Source organism: Kitasatospora sp. NPDC101447 (assembly GCF_044767225.1).
Taxonomy (GTDB): Bacteria; Actinomycetota; Actinomycetes; order Streptomycetales; family Streptomycetaceae; genus Kitasatospora.
Genome location: NZ_JBIWNL010000013.1, coordinates 98,176 through 115,841, shown reverse-complemented (window position 1 = coordinate 115,841; position 17,666 = coordinate 98,176). Strand labels below are relative to the sequence as shown.

14 protein-coding genes are annotated in these 17,666 nt (G+C 73.7%); 10 read left to right on the top strand and 4 right to left on the bottom strand.

Features of this window, described 5'->3' with window-relative positions:
- Positions 1–235: 235 nt before the first annotated feature.
- From ACIRST_RS20395 to ACIRST_RS20385, 3 genes are all read left to right on the top strand, one after another.
- Complete coding sequence (locus tag ACIRST_RS20395; protein WP_402803345.1) at positions 236–3,313, top strand: hypothetical protein; 3,078 nt, start codon at positions 236–238, stop codon at positions 3,311–3,313.
- 106 nt (positions 3,314–3,419) lie between these two features.
- Positions 3,420–6,488, top strand: a complete 3,069-nt coding sequence (locus ACIRST_RS20390) for a hypothetical protein (RefSeq protein ID WP_402803343.1) — start codon at positions 3,420–3,422, stop codon at positions 6,486–6,488.
- Positions 6,489–6,672: 184 nt separating this feature from the next.
- Positions 6,673–7,209 (top strand): AAA family ATPase, encoded by a 537-nt coding sequence (locus ACIRST_RS20385; RefSeq protein WP_402803341.1) that lies wholly within the window; start codon positions 6,673–6,675, stop codon positions 7,207–7,209.
- A 48-nt stretch (positions 7,210–7,257) separates the two neighbouring features.
- Here the strand turns inward: ACIRST_RS20385 and ACIRST_RS20380 are convergent, their stop codons facing one another.
- The gene (locus ACIRST_RS20380) at positions 7,258–8,535 is read right to left on the bottom strand and encodes a hypothetical protein (protein WP_402803339.1); all 1,278 of its coding nucleotides are present in this window, start codon (positions 8,533–8,535) and stop codon (positions 7,258–7,260) included.
- A 194-nt stretch (positions 8,536–8,729) separates the two neighbouring features.
- On the opposite strand from ACIRST_RS20380, the gene ACIRST_RS20375 reads away from it, so the two are divergent.
- The gene (locus ACIRST_RS20375) at positions 8,730–9,920 is read left to right on the top strand and encodes a CapA family protein (RefSeq protein WP_402803497.1); all 1,191 of its coding nucleotides are present in this window, start codon (positions 8,730–8,732) and stop codon (positions 9,918–9,920) included.
- A gap of 131 nt (positions 9,921–10,051) precedes the next feature.
- Complete coding sequence (locus ACIRST_RS20370; protein ID WP_350520447.1) at positions 10,052–10,492, top strand: hypothetical protein; 441 nt, start codon at positions 10,052–10,054, stop codon at positions 10,490–10,492.
- A gap of 25 nt (positions 10,493–10,517) precedes the next feature.
- On the opposite strand, the gene ACIRST_RS20365 is transcribed toward ACIRST_RS20370, so the two are convergent.
- Positions 10,518–11,480 (bottom strand): ArsR/SmtB family transcription factor, encoded by a 963-nt coding sequence (locus ACIRST_RS20365; RefSeq protein WP_402803337.1) that lies wholly within the window; start codon positions 11,478–11,480, stop codon positions 10,518–10,520.
- Positions 11,481–11,580: 100 nt separating this feature from the next.
- Between ACIRST_RS20365 and ACIRST_RS20360 the strand changes: the two genes are divergently transcribed.
- The 3 genes from ACIRST_RS20360 to ACIRST_RS20350 all read left to right on the top strand — a co-directional run bounded on the left by ACIRST_RS20360 (position 11,581) and on the right by ACIRST_RS20350 (position 14,341).
- Positions 11,581–12,870 (top strand): alpha/beta hydrolase, encoded by a 1,290-nt coding sequence (locus ACIRST_RS20360; RefSeq protein ID WP_402803335.1) that lies wholly within the window; start codon positions 11,581–11,583, stop codon positions 12,868–12,870.
- A gap of 91 nt (positions 12,871–12,961) precedes the next feature.
- Positions 12,962–13,759 (top strand): DUF1963 domain-containing protein, encoded by a 798-nt coding sequence (locus tag ACIRST_RS20355; RefSeq protein ID WP_402803333.1) that lies wholly within the window; start codon positions 12,962–12,964, stop codon positions 13,757–13,759.
- A 168-nt stretch (positions 13,760–13,927) separates the two neighbouring features.
- Positions 13,928–14,341 carry a hypothetical protein gene (locus tag ACIRST_RS20350; protein WP_402803332.1) on the top strand — a complete coding sequence of 138 codons (414 nt, stop codon included), beginning with the start codon at positions 13,928–13,930 and terminating at the stop codon, positions 14,339–14,341.
- Positions 14,342–14,395: 54 nt separating this feature from the next.
- Here the strand turns inward: ACIRST_RS20350 and ACIRST_RS20345 are convergent, their stop codons facing one another.
- The gene (locus ACIRST_RS20345; protein WP_402803330.1) at positions 14,396–15,508 is read right to left on the bottom strand and encodes an ABC transporter substrate-binding protein; all 1,113 of its coding nucleotides are present in this window, start codon (positions 15,506–15,508) and stop codon (positions 14,396–14,398) included.
- A gap of 135 nt (positions 15,509–15,643) precedes the next feature.
- On the opposite strand from ACIRST_RS20345, the gene ACIRST_RS20340 reads away from it, so the two are divergent.
- On the top strand, positions 15,644–15,931 hold the full coding sequence (locus ACIRST_RS20340; RefSeq protein ID WP_402803329.1) for a hypothetical protein: 288 nt from the start codon (positions 15,644–15,646) through the stop codon (positions 15,929–15,931).
- 128 nt (positions 15,932–16,059) lie between these two features.
- On the top strand, positions 16,060–16,779 hold the full coding sequence (locus tag ACIRST_RS20335; RefSeq protein WP_402803327.1) for a DUF2278 family protein: 720 nt from the start codon (positions 16,060–16,062) through the stop codon (positions 16,777–16,779).
- A 111-nt stretch (positions 16,780–16,890) separates the two neighbouring features.
- Here the strand turns inward: ACIRST_RS20335 and ACIRST_RS20330 are convergent, their stop codons facing one another.
- Complete coding sequence (locus tag ACIRST_RS20330; protein WP_402803325.1) at positions 16,891–17,574, bottom strand: lysophospholipid acyltransferase family protein; 684 nt, start codon at positions 17,572–17,574, stop codon at positions 16,891–16,893.
- Between the last annotated feature and the right edge of the window lie 92 nt (positions 17,575–17,666).

Here is a 17,666-nt window from a genome sequence, read left to right as displayed (position 1 = left end):
GATCCGGTCCCGGCCACCCGGGCGATCCGGGTGAGGCGAATGAGGCGGATGAGGCGGAGGCGCTGAGCTGCGCACCGTTTCTGGCCAAGTTCGCCAAAGCGTGTCGCTGTTGTGAGCGCGCTGTGTAGCTTCGAGCGCGAACCGGAAAGCGTCATTCGCTTTTGGGCCAGGCGCTGTGCGCGCCCTGGCGGCCCTGTCGGCCACTCCCTCATCTTCCTCGCAGACGGGAATCGTGATGACCACCCCGAGCACCGGAACAGCTGGCACCACACCGACGAGCACGACCACCCCGGCGAGCGCGTCGCCCGCGATCCAGGTGGACACGGCGATGCTCGACGGCGCGACCCCGAAGGACCTGCTCCCGTCCACCGGCAACTACCCGACGGAGATCGTCCGGTACCGCTCGGTGGTGCTCACCGACATCCCCAACGCGAAGCCGACCCGCAAGCTGACCGGCGCGATCGACCTCGGCGAGGAGAACCTCCCCTTCTACGACCGCCCGGCCGAGGGCATGATCGTCACCACCGAGCAGAGCTGGTCGGCCCAGGGCGTCACGCTCGGCCGCCTCCTGCACAGCCTCGCCCTCGCCCCCGGCGAGAGCACCAAGGTCGCGGTCGTGGACTGGCAGCGCACCACCAAGGCCACCGGCACCGAGACGACGGCCGAGGCCGATACCCTCTCGTCGACCAGCGACCAGAACCGCTCGATCAACGAGGTCGCGAACGCGATCGCCCGCGAGGAGCAGCACGGCAACTCCCAGGCGTTGCAGTTCAGCAAGTCGTCCAGCAGCGGTGGCAGCGGGGGCTTCGCACTCGGTTTCGGAGGTATCGGCGGGAACTGGAGCAATTCGGAGAACACGGGGTTCGCCACCGCGGTGTCGCGCTCCACCGGGGTGAAGTCGGTGGCGGAGGAGGCGACGCAACGGATCAGCGCGCGGACCCAGCAGCTGGCGACGGCGGCGCGCAGCCGGAACATGACGGTGGTGCGCGAGACGTCGCAGGCGGAGAAGGACCAGGTGATGACCCGGGTCGTCACCAACTACAACCACATGCACGCGATGTCGGTGCAGTACTACGAGGTCGTCCAGGCGTACACCGTGACGACCAGGCCGACCAAGCTGGAGCGGTGTCTGTTCATCCCACTGCAGGAACTGACCTTCACCTACTCCAGCCTGCAGCGCTACAAGGAGGTGCTCGCGTCGGTGGCGCCGGGCGAGTGGGCGGCGAAGATCCGGGCGGCGAACCCCTTCGACACCACCGTGCGCAAGCTCGACGCCTGCGTGGCACCGGAGACGCCGAGCGGCCAGGTCTTCGAGGGGGTGGACCTGATCGACATCGCCGGCGGCCCCATGGGTGTGTACGGGGTGCGCAAGGCCGACGGCAGCCCGGTGCGGTTCGATCCGGTGGCCCGACAGTGGAACCCGATACCCACCACCGGACTGCCGGGCGGCGGCCTGAACCGCATCGCACCCGGTAAGGACGTCGTCTGGGGGCTTCGGGCCGACAGGACGGTCGTGCACTTCGACGGGACCACCTGGAAGGCCGACTCTCAGGGCTTCAAGGGGCTGGGGATCGCCTGCGGCCCGGACGGCACGCTCTACATCGTCGGCGGGGACAGCTCGCTCTGGCAGCGCACCCTGAACACCGTGTGGCAGCCTCTGAACGTTCCCCAGGCCGACGAGGTCGCCGTGACCAGCAGGGGCAAGGTCTGGTACCTGCGCCAGGGGAAGACGTACGAGCGCACCGAGACCGGCTGGCAGGAGCTGTCCCCGTCACCGGCGACCGTGCAGCGTCTGTCCGCGGGTGCCGACGGCATGCTCTGGGCGTCCCTGGCCGACGGCAGGACCGCGCTGCTGCCGTCCGGTGCAACGGCCTGGGCCGTCACCGGCAGCACTGCTCCCTCCGGCAGCGTCGTGACGACGACGAAGGCTGCCTCGGCCGCCAGCGCGGATGTCTGGCTGCTTCGCAGTGACGGGTCGCTGGGCCGGAACCTCAGCACCGGGACGACGCCGCGTGAGACGCCGGTGGCCTTCGACGCGCAGCCGAAGGCCGACGCCTCCTACGCCTCCAGGATCGACGTCTGGTACGACGAGGCCGGGATCCGCAGCATCCAGATGGTCTTCCCCGGCCACACGTTCCGCTTCGGCGACACCGGCGGCTCCGGTGTCCAGCAGCGCGCGTCCTACACCTTCGGCGGCGCGGACAAGCTGATCTCCGTCGACGCCTGGTCCGGCACCGCCGCCCGCGGCAGCCTCGCCGGTCTGCGCCTGACGATGACCTCGGGGGTGGCCAACTTCGGAATCGCCGAGACCACCACCGTGGCCCCCGATCTGACCGAGGACGCCGGCGGCGCCTCGGCCATCTGCGGACTCTTCGGCACGACGGTGAAGCTCGGCAGCCGCACCTACATCGAGTCCCTCGGCTTCTACGTGCGCGGCGGCAACGTCTCCCAGGCGGTCCTGGACCACCTCAACGACAACCGCCGCCACTACAGCCAGGCCGTGTGGGCCAACGCGGACGAGCTCACCCTCAGCCGCATCCTCGCCAACTACTCCTACACGCCGTCCGGTTCGACCGCGCCGGCGGTTCCGCTCGGCATGCTGCTGGACCCCAAGCCGATCGCCGCCACCGGCAACTACCTCGGCTTCCGGTGGAACTTTGCCAGCGAGCAGGAACGCGAGGCGTGGACCAAGACCCGCCAGGCAAGCGACAACACCTTCGGGACGCCGGTGACCAACACCGTCGCCATCGCAACCAAGGGCGTCTTCGCCGAGGCCGTCCTCGGGCGGGCCAACTCGGCCGAGAAGATCGACCTCACCCGGTTCTGGAACTGGAAGGACTCGCCGATCCAGATCACCCCGGCCGACATCGCCCCGGTCTCCACCGCCTCACGCGCGCAGAACCTCGACACCACGGTCGCCGCCCTGAGCGCCACCCAGGCGAAGTTCACGCCGCTGGCGGCGCTGCCCGACCCGGTCGGCCTCCAGACCGCCCAGGCCATCGCCACCGCCAACCTGTTCCGCGACATGAGCGGCATCAACACCGTCAGCCAGGTCCTCACCAAGGGCATCGAAGCCGCCGCCAGCAACGACAAGGCCGCCGGCGAACGCGCCCAGGAGGCCTTCAAGACCGCCACCGAACACACGCAGAAGATGAGCCAGATCGCGGCCGACACCATCACCAAGATCATCCCGGCCATCGCCGGAATGCCCGGTGGCGGCGGCAACCTCAGCGCCCTCGGCGGCATGCTGAACCAGGACGGCAAGACCGGCTCGGACGCCAAGGCCGATGCCAAGTCCGGCACCAAGGCCTGACCACCCCACCCCGCGGGCCCGGGCCACCACCCGGGCCCGCCCACAAGCCGAACGGCCAAGCTTGCCGTAGCGACTTCCACCCTCCTCTCCGTAGACAGGAATCGTGATGACCACCCCGAGCACCGGAACAACTGGCACCACCCCGACGAGCACGACCACCCCGGCGAGCGCGTCGCCCGCGATCCAGGTGGACAAGGCGGCGCTGGACGGCGCGACCCCGAAGGACCTGCTGCCGACCACCGGCAACTACCCGACGGAGATAACCCGGTACCGCTCGGTGGTGCTCACCGACATCCCCAACGCGAAGCCGGCCCGCAAGCTGACCGGCGCGATCGACCTCGGCGAGGACAACCTGCCGTTCTACGACCGCCCGGCAGAGGGCATGATCGTCACCACCGAGCAGAGCTGGTCGGCCCAGGGCGTCACGCTCGGCCGGCTCCTGCACAGCCTCGCCCTCGCGCCCGGCGAGAGCACCAAGGTCGCGGTCGTCGACTGGCAGGGCACCACCAAGGCCACCGGCACCGAGAAGACCACCGAGGCCGACACGCTCACCAGCACCAGCGACCAGAACCGCTCGATCAACGAGGTCGCCAACGCGATCGCCCGCGAGGAGCAGCACGGCGACTCCACGGCGCTCCAGTTCAGCAAGTCGTCCAGCTCCGGTGGTAGTGCCGGCTTCGCGTTGTTCAACCTCGGTATCGGCGGGAACTGGAGCAATTCGGAGAACACGGGGTTCGCGACGGCGGTGTCGCGTTCGACCGGGGTGAAGTCGGTGGCGGAGGAGGCGACGCAGCGGATCAGTGCGCGGACCCAGCAGCTGGCGACGGCGGCGCGCAGCCGGAACATGACGGTGGTGCGCGAGACGTCGCAGGCGGAGAAGGACCAGGTGATGACGCGGGTCGTCACCAACTACAACCACATGCACGCGATGTCGGTGCAGTACTACGAGGTCGTGCAGGTCTACACCGTGACGACCAAGCCGACGAAGCTGGAGCGCTGTCTGTTCATCCCACTGCAGGAACTGACCTTCACCTACTCCAGCCTGCAGCGGTACAAGGAGGTGCTCGCGTCGGTAGCCCCGACTGAATGGGCGGCGAGGATCCGGGCGGCGAACCCCTTCGACACCAGTATCCGCAAGCTCGACGCCTGCACCGCGCCGGAGGCACCGGAGAAGCAGCCTTATGACGGGGTGGATCTGGCCGACATCGCCGGCGGGCCCATGGGTGTGTACGGGGTGCGCAAGGCCGACGGCAGCCCGGTGCGGTTCGACCCGGTGGCCCGACAGTGGAACCCGATACCCACCACCGGACTGCCGGGCGGCGGCCTGAACCGCATCGCTCCGGGCAAGGACACCGTCTGGGCGCTCAGGACCGACCAGACGGTCGTGTACTTCGACGGGACCACCTGGCGGACCGACCCGTCGGGCTTCAGGGCGTTGAGCCTGACCTGCGGCGCCGACGGCACCGTCTACGTCGTCGGCATGGACAACACGCTCTGGCAGCGCACCCTGAGCACCCCGTGGCAGGCCCTGAACGTCCAGGCCGACGAGGTCGCCGCCGCCGGCAGCAAGGTCTGGTACATCCGGCAGGGCAAGACCTACGAGCGCAGCGCCACCGGCTGGACGGAACGGGCGACAGGCAGTCCGAGCCGCCTGTTCGCCACCGCCGACGGAACGCTCTGGGGCGCCTTCAAATCCGGCGACGCCTTCGCGGCCCTCGTGCTGGAGCCCGGCGCGACGAGCTGGGGCCCGACCAAGATCCCCGCCCTGCAGACGACGACCGTGAGCTCGACGACAGCGGTCGTCTCGGCCGTCAGCGGGGACTACTGGGGCCTCAAGGCCGACGGGACACTCATTCGCGTCCTCACCACGCAACGGGAGACCCCGGCAGCATTCGAGGCCCCGCCGAAGGTCGACTCCCCCTACGCCTCCAGGATCGACGTCTGGTACGACGAAGTCGGGATCCGTAGCATCCAGGTGGTCTTCCCCGGCCAGACCGCCCGCGTCGGCGACACCGGCGGCTCCGGCGTCCTGCGCCAGGCGTCCTACACCTTCGGCGGCGCCGACAAGCTGATCTCCGTCGACGCCTGGTCCGGCACCGCCGCCCGCGGCAGCCTCGCCGGACTGCGCCTGACGATGACCTCGGGCGTGGCCAACTTCGGCATCGCCGAGACCACCACCGTGGCCCCCGACCTGACCGAGGACGCCGGCGGCGCCTCGGCCATCTGCGGGCTGTTCGGTGCAACGGTGAAGACCGGCAGCCGCACCTACGTCTCCTCGCTCGGCTTCTACGTGCGTGGCGGGAACGTCTCCCAGACGGTCCTGGACCACCTGAACGACAACCGCCGCCACTACAGCCAGGCCGTGTGGGCCAACGCCGACGAGCTCACCCTCAGCCGCATCCTCGCCAACTACTCCTACACGCCGTCCGGTTCGACCGCGCCGGCGGTTCCGCTCGGCATGCTGCTGGACCCCAAGCCGATCGCCGCCACCGGCAACTACCTCGGCTTCCGGTGGAACTTCGCCAGCGAGCAGGAACGCGAGGACTGGACCAAGACCCGCAAGGCAAGCGACAACACCTTCGGGACGCCGGTGACCACCACGGTCGCCATCGCCACCAAGGGCGTCTTCGCCGAGGCCGTCCTCGGCCGGGCCAACTCGGCCGAGAAGATCGACCTCACCCGGTTCTGGAACTGGAAGGACTCGCCCATCCAGATCACCCCGGCCGACATCGCCCCGGTCTCCACCGCCTCGCGCGCGCAGAACCTGGACACCAAGGTCGCCGCCCTGAGCGCCTCCGAGGCCAGGTTCACGCCGCTGGCGGCGCTGCCCGACCCGGTCGGCCTCCAGACCGCGCAGGCCATCGCCACCGCCAACCTGTTCCGCGACATGAGCGGCATCAACACCGTCGGCCAGGTGCTCACCAAGGGCATCGAAGCCGCCGCCAGCAACGACAAGGCCGCCGGCGAACGCGCCCAGGAGGCCTTCAAGACCGCCACCGAACACACGCAGAAGATGAGCCAGATCGCGGCCGACACCATCACCAAGATCATCCCGGCCATCGCCGGAATGCCCGGTGGCGGCGGCAACCTCAGCGCCCTCGGCGGCATGCTGAACCAGGACGGCAAGGCCGGTTCGGCCGCCAAGACCGACACCAAGGCCGACACGAAGGCCTGACCACCCCACCCCGCGGGCCCGGGCCACCACCCGGGCCCGCCCACAAGCCGAACGCAACACCCGACAGGCGGGTGCGCCGGGATCCACGGCTCGCCCCGGTCCGGCCGACACGGGACCCCGCCCCCTCCGGTCACACCCGGAGGGGGCGGTGTACGGGAAGTACGCCACGGGGAGGCTTCCCGGTGTGACAGGCAGCCCGGAGACCGTGTTGGTGGTGGTGCGCGGGCCCAGCGGCGCCGGGAAGTCGAGCGTCGCCGCGCGGCTGCGCGCCGCGTACGGCCGGGGCGTCGCCGTCGTCGCCCAGGACGTGCTGCGCCGCACCGTCCTGCGTGAACGGGACATCGCCGGCGGGGCGAGCGTCGGCCTGATCGACCTGGTGGCGCGGTACGCCCTCGACCACGGCTTCCACGTCGTCGTCGAGGGCATCCTCGCCGCCGAGCGCTACGGGCCGATGTTGACCCGGCTCGCCGCCGACCACCGGGGGCGCAGCCACCTGTACTACCTGGACGTCGACTTCGCCGAGACGGTACGGCGGCACGCCACCCGCCCGCAGGCCGCCGAGTTCTCCGCGCAGGACATGGCCGACTGGTACCAGGCCCACGACCTGCTGCCGGACGGTCTCGAACACATCATCGGCCGGAGCAGCACCCTGGACGCCACCGTCGAGCGGATCCTCGCCGACACCGCCCTCACCCCGCCCGGTTGGACCCCGAGGCCCTGACCGGGTGTCACGCCCGCGGCCACGTGCGTGGTGTGAGCCCCGGCGAGGTCACCCGGAGGATCCCGGGCCCGTGAGCTGCGCGAGACGGCGACGCACGGTGTCGCGGATCTCCGCGGCGAGCGGGTCGCCGGACAGCTCCCGCAGCCGGGCCCGGGCGCAGGCCGTGTCCGGGGCAAGGGCGGACGCGGCCTGCTGGACGAGCGGCTCGCAGTCGTCGAGTCCTTCCACGGTGAAGGCGTCGGCCGTGGCGGGCGCACAACCGCGGAGGCCCTCGTGGACCGCCTCCCGGGCGTACGAGTGGACGGTCGTCTCCCACACGTGCACCAGCGCGTCGGTGGCCTCGGCCAGGCCGAGCCGCCCGAGGCCCCTGGCCGGCTCCTCGGTCACGCACCACTCGCCCGCGGCGGCGGCCGTGGTGAGTGAACGCAGCAGGTACGGGCCGTCGTCGCGGTCGCCGAACTCGGACAGGACCCCGAGGGCGAGCTGTTCGAGGGTTCGGTCACCGCTGTCCGCCCAGGTGCGGGCCCGCGCGACGGCGGCGGTCCCGAGCCGGCGGAGCGCCTGGGGGATGCCCGGGGTCCATCCGGCGGCGTTGCGCAGGCCGGCGTCCTCGGCGAGGTCGAGGACGGTTGCCTCACCCCGTCGGCCCAGCTCCTGCAGGGCCAGGCGCCGGTCGGGCCCGGGGGCTCGGCCGATGCGGCCGACCAGGTCCGGGGAGCTGAGCCCGCCGTAGTCCGGAGCGGGCGGTCCGGCCGGTTGCTCGGCGCGGAGCGCGGGGCGTGCGTCGAGGATGCGGCGGATGCGCGGCTGGGTCAGCGCCCAGGAGGTCCACGGCACCCAGGCGCCGTCGTCCACGTGGGCGTCGAGTTCGGCGTCGTCGCGGCGGGCGACGACCTCCGCGTCGAGTCCTGCCCAGAGTTCCGGGGTCTGCCGTGGTCCGGTCCACTCGATCGCGTCCAGTGCCACGGCCCAGTGGCGGCCCTCGATCGCGTACCGCCGCAGGATCGGCGCCGCGTCGACCCGGCCGAGGGCGGGCAGCCGGGCGAGCACCTGCAGGGCCAGTGCGACCTCGTCCGGGTCGTCGCCGTCGTACCCGAACAGGTGCCGCTCCACCGGCGCCAGCGGGAGGTCCAGCCGGTGGACCAGCCGGGCCAGGTAGGAGTCGCGGCTCTCGGTCTGCCGGTCCCACCGGCTGTCGGAGACGACGCACTCGTACACGAGGTCGGCGTCGTCCGGGGTGCTCCGCGCGCGGCGGGCGCCGAGGCCCCGGCCGCGCTGGAGCCGGCCCCTCGGCGTGGCCGGATCGGCGTACGTGAAGGCGTTCATCACGGGCAGCATCCCGCTCCCGGTACGGGGCCATCAACCGGTTTCGGGCGACGTGTGCCCGGGCGTCGCCCCGTGTCCTCCCGGGCGGCGGCTGGCCCCGTCGGGTGATCCCAGGGCGCGGGTTCCGCGCCGGGCGGCCGAGGGCTCGCATAGTCGGGAGCGTTCATACCAGCCGATCGTGGGACGAGCCGATGATGCGTCTGAAAGGCCGAGAGATCCTCACCGCCGCCACCGCCCTGCTGCTCGCCCTCACCGGCTGCGGGGCGCCGCAGGGACGGCAGGCCGTACCGTCGCCGCTGCGGGACCCGAGCACCGCGGCCACGCCGACCCCGACCGGGCCGCGGGCGTTCACCCTGGTCGCGACGGGGGACGTCCTGCCGCACACCGAGATCATCCGGCAGGCCGAGGAGGACGCCGGCGGCGACGGGTACGACTTCAGCCGGATGTTCGCCGGCGTCAAACCGGTCATCGGCGCCGCCGACCTGGCCATCTGCCACATGGAGACGGTGTACGGCGCCGACGGCGGGCCCTTCACCGGCTACCCGTCGTTCAAGTCGCCCCCGCAGGTCGCCCGGGCGCTCAAGGACGCCGGCTACAGCTCCTGCGACACCGCCTCCAACCACACGCTCGACGACGGGCCGGCCGGCATCCGGCACACGCTCGACGCCATGGACGCCGTCGGCCTGAAGCACACCGGCTCCGCGCGCAGCGCCGACGAGGCGGGCCGCCCCGCGCTGCTCACGGCGGGCGGCGCCACGGTGGCCCAACTCGCCTACACCTACGGCACCAACGGCATCCCCCTGCCGAACGGGCAGCCCTGGGCGGTGAACCTCATTGACCGGGACCGGATCCTCGCCGACGCGAGGGCCGCCCGGGAGCAGGGGGCGGACATCGTCGTGGTCAGCCTCCACTGGGGCACCGAGTGGCAGGACACCCCGGACGAGCAGCAGCTGACACTCGCTCGCGACCTGGCCGCCGAGCAGAGCCCCGGCCTGCCCGACGTCGACCTGGTCCTCGGCACCCACGCCCACATCCCGCAGGCGTACGAGAAGATCAACGACACCTGGACGGTCTACGGCATGGGCGACCAGCTCGCCGGACACATGTTCAACCACACCGGCGCCGAGGACCCGCGCGGCAACTGGAGCTCGATCGCCCGCTTCACCTTCTCCCCGCCGACGCGACCGGGGCAGCGATGGGCCGTCACCAAGGCCGAGTTCGTCCCGCAGCTGACCGACCTCGGCCCGCCCTACCGGGTCCTCGACCTGGCCGAGGCCGTCCGCCACGACCCCGGGCGCAGCGACTACGCCCGGGCCCTGGACCACATCCGGTCGGTCGTGCTGAGCCGCGGCGGCGCGTCGGCCGGACTGACCATGGCGTCCTGAGCGGAAACGCCGTCGCCGTCCGACCACCGTCCGACCGCCGCCGGAACCGCCGCCGGACCGCTGTCGGGCCGCTGTCGGATCCGCCGCCGGGGCAGGCCTACCCTGTTCCGGAACAGGGGGAGGGCGGGGACGTGGAACTGACGGTGCGCGACAGGCGCCGGCTGGCCGTGGTCGGCCTGATCGGGGTCGGGGTGGCGGCGTGCTACGCGGTGTGGGGCGGCGGTGAGGCCGAATCCGACTATCCGCTCCCGTACAAGCGGCGGAACGCGTCCGTCCTGCGCCGCATCGCGCTCGCCGACCCGTCCACGAAGAACACCGCCGTGGCGGCGGACGACCGCACGATCACGATGGAGGTCGCCTGGAGCGGCTGCGACTACAAGCCCGACCTGGTGGCGCGGGAGACCGGCTCGAAGGTCACGCTGCTGCTCAGGCGCCGCGACGCCTCGGGACCGAACATCGGGTGCGAGGACGGCGGCATCGCCGAGCTCACCGCCGTCCTGCACCAGCCCCTCGGCACCCGGGCGCTGACCGACGCCGTCACCGGCGAACCCGTCCCCCACGCGCACGCCTGACCACCACCGGTCGGCGGCACGGGGGTCACCCGGTGCCCGGCCGGAGCAGCAGGCTGCCGAGTGCGGTGCGGCGGTGCAGGACGGCCTTGCCGGCGCGGGCGGTGGAGATCAGGCCGGCGCCGCGAAGCGCTGCGGTGTGGGCCGAGACCGTGGCGGCGCTGACGCCGAGCCGTCGGGCGAGTTCGGTCGTGGTGCGCTCCTCGGCCAGCAGGTGCAGCAGTTCGGCGCGGGTGTTCCCGATCACCCTGGCCAGCGCCTCGGGGCCGGCGGAGCCGTCGGGCTGCGGCGGGAGGCCGGCGCCCGCCGGGTAGGTGACCACGACCGGGCGGTCCGGGAGGTCGGACAGCAGCGGCCCACCGGTCCAGTGGAAGGTGGGCAGGAGGAGCAGCCCGCGCCCGCCGAGGTGGATCTCCCGCGGCCCGCCCGGGATCTCCCAGACGCCGTCGCGCAGGCGGGCGCCGGGCAGCAGCCCGGCCAGCACCGCGCCGACGCCACCCTCGGCGAGCTGCACGGCCCGGCGCACGAACTCGGCGTGGTGCAGGTCCTGCACCTGTGCCCAGACCGGGCCGAGCAGCACCTGGAACGCCGTGTGCTGGGCACGCTGGACCAGGCTCCAGGCCTCGGCGTCGCCGCGGTGCAGGTCGTGGATCCACGCCGGGGCGGGCGTGCGCACGGGGGCGTAGACGCGCTCCAGTTGGGCGCCGACCAGCTCGGGCGGGGCCGAGCGGACCTGTTCCAGGGCGTCCGGGAGGGAGTCCGCCGACACGTCGAGGAAGCTCGGTGCCAGCCCGGCCGGGACGAGGTCGGCGAGCGGGAGGGTGGCGTTCGGCAGGGCACGCAGGGCCCGGCGCCGCCACGCGCCGTGGAGCAGGTCGCCGTCCCGGCGGCACATCATCGTCAGGGCCACGTTGAGTTCCTGGAGCGGCGCCGGCCGGGGGGCGAGGGTGACCCGGGCGAGGTCGTCGGGGGTGAAGCGGATCCGGAGCACGGCGCCCCCTTCGTCGGCCCCGACGGTGTCCGGGCGCCATCCTTGAGCCTCGAACCTAAACGATCGCGCGCGCCGCCCGGGGCGGGGCAGCATGCGCCGCATGACGAACGACTCCTCGATCAGCCGACGCACCGTCACCGGGTCGGTGCTGCTGGGCTCCGCCGCGCTGGTGCTCGGCGCCGGTGGCCGCGCGCACGCCACCGGCCGTGCCCAGGACGACGACCGTGCCCAGGACGACGACCGTGCCCGCGCCGACGACCGTACCCAGGGGGGTGACCGTACCCAGGGAGGTGACGTCGTCCTCACCCTGCCCGCGCCCACGGGCCGCCACCCCGTCGGGTGTCAGCCGGTGTACCTCGTCGACGGCTCCCGGCGCGACCCCTGGGACTCCGGGATCCCCGTGCGGGAACTCATGCTGACGGTCTTCTACCCGGCCCGCGACGTCACCGGCCCGGCTCCCGCTCCGCAGCTGCCGCCCGAGGCCGCGGCGGCGTTCGGCGCGATCGCCCCGCTCGGCCCCCTCCACCTGCCCGCCGCGGGCGTGGACTGGGGCGCCACCCGGTCCCACGCGTTCGAGGGCGCCCCGCCGCTGCCGGGCCGGTGGCCGGTGCTGGTGTACAGCCCGGGCGGTGGCGACCCGCGCGGCCTGGGGACGTCCCTGGCGGAGGACCTGGCCGCCCACGGCGCCGTCGTCGTGGCGGTCGACCACCCCGGCGACGCCGCGGCGGTCCGGTTCCCGGACGTCACGCCGTACCGGACGGACACCGTGCGGACGACCGTCTTCCGCGGCGACCCGCGGGACCAGCCGGCCGTGGCCCGCACGATGATCGACGCCCGGATCGCCGACCTGCACGTCGTCCTCGACCGGCTCGGGCGGGCGGCCGACCTCCCCCTGCCGCGCGGGCTCGCCGAGACGCTCGACCTGCGCCGCCTCGGCGTGTACGGGCACTCCGCGGGCGGGAGCGCCGTGACCCAGGTGATGGACGAGGACCGGCGGGTGCGTGCCGCGATCAACCTGGAGGGCTACCTGGACTACCCGCCCGCCGGGCCCGGCGTCGCCCCCGAACCGTTCCCGGTCGCGGTGCACGGGACGGACCGGCCCCTGCTGCTGCTCGGCAGCGAGGGGTTCGACCGGCGGCGGGAACTGGACCGCTCCTGGTCGGCCGTGGCCGCGCGCTCGGGTCGGCGGGTCGGCAGCGCGCGCATCGCCGACGGCAACCACTGGGTGTTCACCGACTACGCGGCGATGCTCCCCCGGCTCCAGGCGGCCGGGTTGATGACGGCGGCGGCGAGAAGCGCGTCGATCGGCACGGTCAGCCCGACGGTCTCGGTCCCGGAGGTCCGCCGCACGGTCCGCCGGTTCTTCGCGGAGCACCTGGCCGACCGCTGACACGCGTCGCAAACGGCCCGGCCCCCCGGGGGACACGCTGCCCCGGGGGGCCGGGGGCCGTGCGGTGCGCGGGGGTTGAGAGGATCGCCGCATGGAGTTCGACGACCCGGCCGTCATGCGCCGACTGTGTGAGGAGCGGCTCGGCCCGGAGGCCGGGCAGCGGTTCGCGGCGATGGCCCGGCGCGGGTTCCGGCTGGTCGCGGCCTCGCCGGAGGCCCCCGCCGCCGGGCGGTCCCGGCTCGGCGGGGACGCGCTGCTGGAACCGGGCGTCCCGTGGCCGGCCCTGGAAGGCGTCCCGCTGTCGCTGCACGCCGTGCTCGACACCGATGCGCTCGCCGGCTGGCTCGCAGACCAACTGCCTGTCCGGCCGGGCCTGCTGAACTTCTTCCACCTCGATCCCGACGTGCCGTACGAGGAGTACAGCGCGCTGGACGCGTACAGTCCCGACGCGTGGCGGGTGATTCCCGCCGATCCCGCGCGGGCCGTCACCACGAGCGCCCCCGAGCCCGCCCGCCGCTACCCGGCTCGGCCCGTCCACGCGGTCCCGGTGACCATGCTCCCGGACAGCTGGGACCTTGAGAACGACGACCTCCCGTACGACCGGGACCGGCACTGGGGCGCACCCTCGCTCGTCCTCGACGCGATGGACGACCTCGACGGGAACACCGCCGGCCACCACTGCGCGTTCGGCTGGCCCGACACCTCGTACACGTCCACGGTGACCGCCCGCGACGACGACGGCCCTGCCGTCCACCTGCTCCAGCTCGCCGAGGACGCCGACCTCGGATGGGGCTGGGGCGACGCCGGGACGATGTACTTCACCATCCCCGCCGGGGCGTTCGCCGCAGGAGACTTCGGCAGGGCCGAGGCGGCCGGCCACTGCTGCTGAGCGGACACGTCCGCGGTGGCCGGCCGAGCGGCGCGCGTGCCCGGCCGAGCCGCGCGTGCCCGACCGGGCGACCACCCGCAACGGACCCCGCACCCGGCTCGTTCACCCCCGTGCCCGCCGGAACGCCCCGCGGGCGCACCGCAGGCAGAAGAAGGGGAAGGGGCTCGCATGCACCAGGCCGTCACCAGGGCCGCGGCACTCGCCACCGCGGCCGCCGCCGTCCTGCTCGCCACCGCCGCACCGGCCGTCGCCGCGGGCCGGCGCAGCGGCGACGCCTGCACCCACAACTGGTCCGGCCCGCAGGTGTGCATCGCCGTCGACGGACACGACGACTGGGCACGGCACCTGACGGTCACCTGGACCAACCCGGGCAGGGCGAGGCAGTCCACCGCGGTCCTCCACGAGGGCGACCACCAGGTCGAGGTCCACGAGCGGATGACCGGCACCGCCCGCGACGGGCGGATCACCGCGGAGTGGACCGACATCGAGGTCGCCTGGGGACGACTGTGCGGCTCCTTCACGGACACGCCGAACGTGTGGGCCTGCGTCGACATCCACAGCGGCGGCCCGTACTCCTCCTGACCTCGCGGCGTCGGCCGCCCGTTCGTCCGGGCCGGCCGGTGCCCGCGGGTCCGCTCAGCCGGAGTGCAGGACGCGGAAGCGGTCGGGTGCCGCCGGATCCCGGTCGACGACCTGGACCGGCGGCCACGCCCACTGCCAGACGTCGACGCCCGGCGTGCGGGAGAACCGGATCCGCCCGCGGGTGCCCTCGACGCTGACCTGCGGCCACGCTTCGGCGATCCGCGCCCGGTCCGTGCCGTGCGAACGCAGCACCTCGGCGAGGACGGTGACCGTGTCGTAGCCCTCGAAGGCGACGAAGGACGGCGCTTCGCCCAGCCGCTCGCGAAGGGCCGCCTCCACGCTCATGCCCAGCGGGCCCAGCTGCTCGGGAAGGTAGCGCAGGAACGGGATCGCCGCGCCGTCGTCGCCCAGCAGCGCCGCCCATTCGGCGAACTCCGGCTGCCCGGCCGGAGCACCGATCAGGACCCCGGCGAGGCGCCGGTCGCGGCGGACGGACCTGACGATCGGCACCGCCGGATCCGGCTGGCCGACCAGGAGGAGCAGGGCCGTCGCCCCGTGCCGGACGAGTTCCTCGCACACGGCGTCCGGCGCGAGCGCGACCGCGTCGAGCTCGACGACGGTGCCGCCCTGCGCGGCGACGTGCTCCCGCAGGATGCGGGTCCCGGCCGCCCAGTAGACGCTCGGCTGCACGGCCACGGCGATCCGCCGGTGGCCCGCGCCGAGGAGGAAGTCCGCGTAGGTGCGCCAGCCGTGCGACTGCGCCGGGCACAGCCGCGCGACCCACGGCGTCGGCTGCTCGACGAGCGCGTCGAGCACCGCCGACGAGCAGAGGTACGGCAGGCCGAGGGCGTCCGCCCTGGCCGCGACGGCGCGGGCGACGACGCTGTGGTACTCCCCCGCCAGGGCGGCCACGCCAAGGCCGGCCAGTTCCTCCACCGCCGCCTCGGCCCGCTGCGGATCGGCCGCGGAGTCCCGGACCAGCAGTTCGAGCGGCCTTCCGGCGATCCCGCCGCCGTCGTTGACCTCGCGGACGGCGGTTTCCAGCCCGGCGAGCACGTGGCGCCCGGCCTCGACCCAGCCGGGCCGGGTCAGCGGTACGAGCGCGCCGATCCGCACCGGAGATCCGTCAGGGTGCGCCGCTCCGGACGACGATGGTGAGGTACTCATGCGTGGGCGTCTCCCGCCTGACGGTTCGGTCGCAGGCAGCGCGGGCGACGTCGGCGGAGCGGCGAGTCCCGGTCGTCCGCGTCCGCCCAGCCCCGCCGCGCTCCTCACCTCCGCGGCGCGCGCACCTGCGGGATCATGCCGGACATTGCATCCACCACCACCGGCGCCGGGCAAGCGAATTACGGCGGCCGGCCGGGCCCTCGGGGGCGGGGTCGGGCGGGGTCGGGGGCCTCCGCTGTCCGAGCCCGTAGCCCGTGCCCGTGGGACGAGGGCGACGACCGGTCGGGCCAGGGCATCGCCGCGGCCGTCCGGGACTTCGAGCGCTACATCGCCGACGGCCTGGCGACCGACCTGCGGGTCTACCTCCACTGGCTGGAGGAGCGGCGCTCCCCCACACCCGAGGACCGGTTGCCCGATCTGTAGCCACGGGCCCGTCACCCGGGTCCGCGAGGCCCCACGGACCGCCGGGGCCGCCGGGTGGGCCGGCCGGGCGTCACACGCACGGCCGGTACCCGCTGGGTGGGAGCGGCGTCGGACCGGATCCTGGTGGCATGCCCCTCCCCCTCTACGGCGTGGCCGCCGGCACCTTCCACTCGTTCACCCGGGACCCGTCCCACCACTTCGGGCACTGGTACCACGGCCACCTCACCCTCGCCACGCCCGACGGCCTCTGCCCCACCGCCCTCGACGTCGACGCCCCGACCGACGTCGGGGTCTCCTACCGGCTGGTGGACGACCTGACGGTGGACCGCATCGCCGCCGTCCGGGCCCTGGCCGACGGGTTCCACCCGCTGGCCTCCACCCCGGACTCCGGCGCGCTCGACTACGCGCGCAGCCCGATGCTCCAGGACACCGCATGGCTCGCCGAGGCGGCGGCGCTGTTCCGCAAGGCCCGCATCGCCCTGAACCGCCCCGCGCCCGGCTCCCCCGCGTACGGACCGGACCTCGCCGACCGGCTGGCCGCCGGCCTCCCGGTCCGCGCCTTCCCGTGGGTGAGCAGCAACGGCGACAACGCGCTGGACGTCCTGCTCCCGCACGTCCGGGCCGCGAGCCGGATCTACGTCTTCGGGCAGCGCTTCGACGACGGGCTGGGAGTCCACGACGTCCACCTCAACCAGGGCGACCCGGTCGGCAGCCCCTGGTACCAGGACAACGGGACCTGGCAGGACGGCGCCGTGGTGTGCGAGCACACCGACGGGTGGGTGGTCGCCTGGCAGGTCAGGTTCAACACCCAGGTCCTCACCACGGACGACGCCGGCCACCCCCGCTGACGCCCCCGGCGGAGCGCCGACCGGCGGGCAGCAGTCCGGGCGTGCCCGAGTCCGCAGACCGGGCGTGCGATCGGAACTCCGGTCGGCCGAGCGCACCACCCGCCCGCGGGTTCACGCGGCCCGGTCGGCAGCCCTCCCGGCCGGGCCGAGGTCGCCCGACAGGTGCCGCTCGGCGGCGTGCCAGGCCGCGGTGACGGCGTGGTGGGCGGCGGCCGTCGCCTGGGCGACGTCGCCCTCCAGGTGGAGCGGGGCGCCGAGGTGGACGTGCAGGGCCGGGCGCCGCAGCGGGGCGGTGGCGAAGCCGGCGAGCTGCTTGGCGGCGCTGCCGGAGCTCAGGCGGCGGGCGCCGCACTGGCCGAGCGGCACCACCGGGGCGCCGCTCGCCGCCGCCAGCCGGGCCAGACCGGTACGGAAGGCACCGGGCTGCGCGTCACCGGAGTCCCGGCGCTTCGGCAGGCCGCCCTCGCCGTAGATCAGCACGACCCGGCCGGCCGCGAGCGCCGCCGCGGCGGAGTCGAGGGCGGCGGCGGCCCTGGCCGTCCCGCGGTGGACAGGGATGTGACCGCCTGCCCGCAGCACCCCGCCGAGCACGGGCACCCGCCACAGCCCGGCGGTCGCCATCACCACCGGCTCGGTGCCCAGCCTGCGCAGGGCTGCCAGTACCACGCCCGGATCGGCGAGCGAGCTGTGGTTGGCGGCGACGATGCTGCCCGGCGCGACCGGACCGGCCACCTCACAGGTGACGGACAGACGACCGAGGACGGGCACCAGGGCACCGGCGATCCTGCTGAGCATGGCGGGGCTTCCTTCCTGGCCTTCGCGGCCTGCATGGCCTTCGCGGCCTTCCTCGCCCTCCGTGGCGCGGCACCGCCATCCTCGCCGGGCAC